The 505-nt window shown below is 36.4% G+C and carries 1 protein-coding gene; it reads right to left on the minus strand.

What is annotated here, in order from left to right; all coding sequences use genetic code 11:
- Positions 1-321: 321 nt before the first annotated feature.
- On the minus strand, positions 322-505 hold a 184-nt coding region (locus tag ACRCJ0_RS19540), incomplete at its 5' end, for a VOC family protein (RefSeq protein ID WP_431391871.1).

Genomic DNA, 505 nt, shown 5'->3' on the forward strand with positions numbered 1-505 from the left:
GATTGCTGTATTCTTTATTATAACTTAAAATTAATTTTAGTGACATGAAAAAGCTTTCATTTTTAGATAAATAAAAAAGCGAGGACAAAAATGTCCTCGCTTTCCAAGACTAGGGTCTAAGCCGTTCACATCAGCTTTTGACCAAGTACCCACTTCCCGTGGTGATTTTCATCGTGTACTTTCTTTAACTACATGCACAGTCTTACAATATGCTGTGCGTGTCGCCTCATCGCATATTGAAATACTAACATGAAATCACTTAGAAAACAATCCTTTTTTGTCGGATAAAGCTTTAATCGTTAAAGACCTTGAATTTAGTTATTATAACCGAATCACTTCAATTTTGTAGCCATCTGGATCAGTCACAAAGAAGTATCTTGGTTTGGTATCCCCTGGTAATTGTTTAAGGTCAGTAACATCCAAACCTTTCTCGCTTTGCGATGCATGAAGCGCTTCTAAATCTTCTACAGCAATCGCAACATGACCATAGCCATTTCCTAAGTCA

The organism is Aerococcus sp. L_32 (assembly GCF_050689315.1).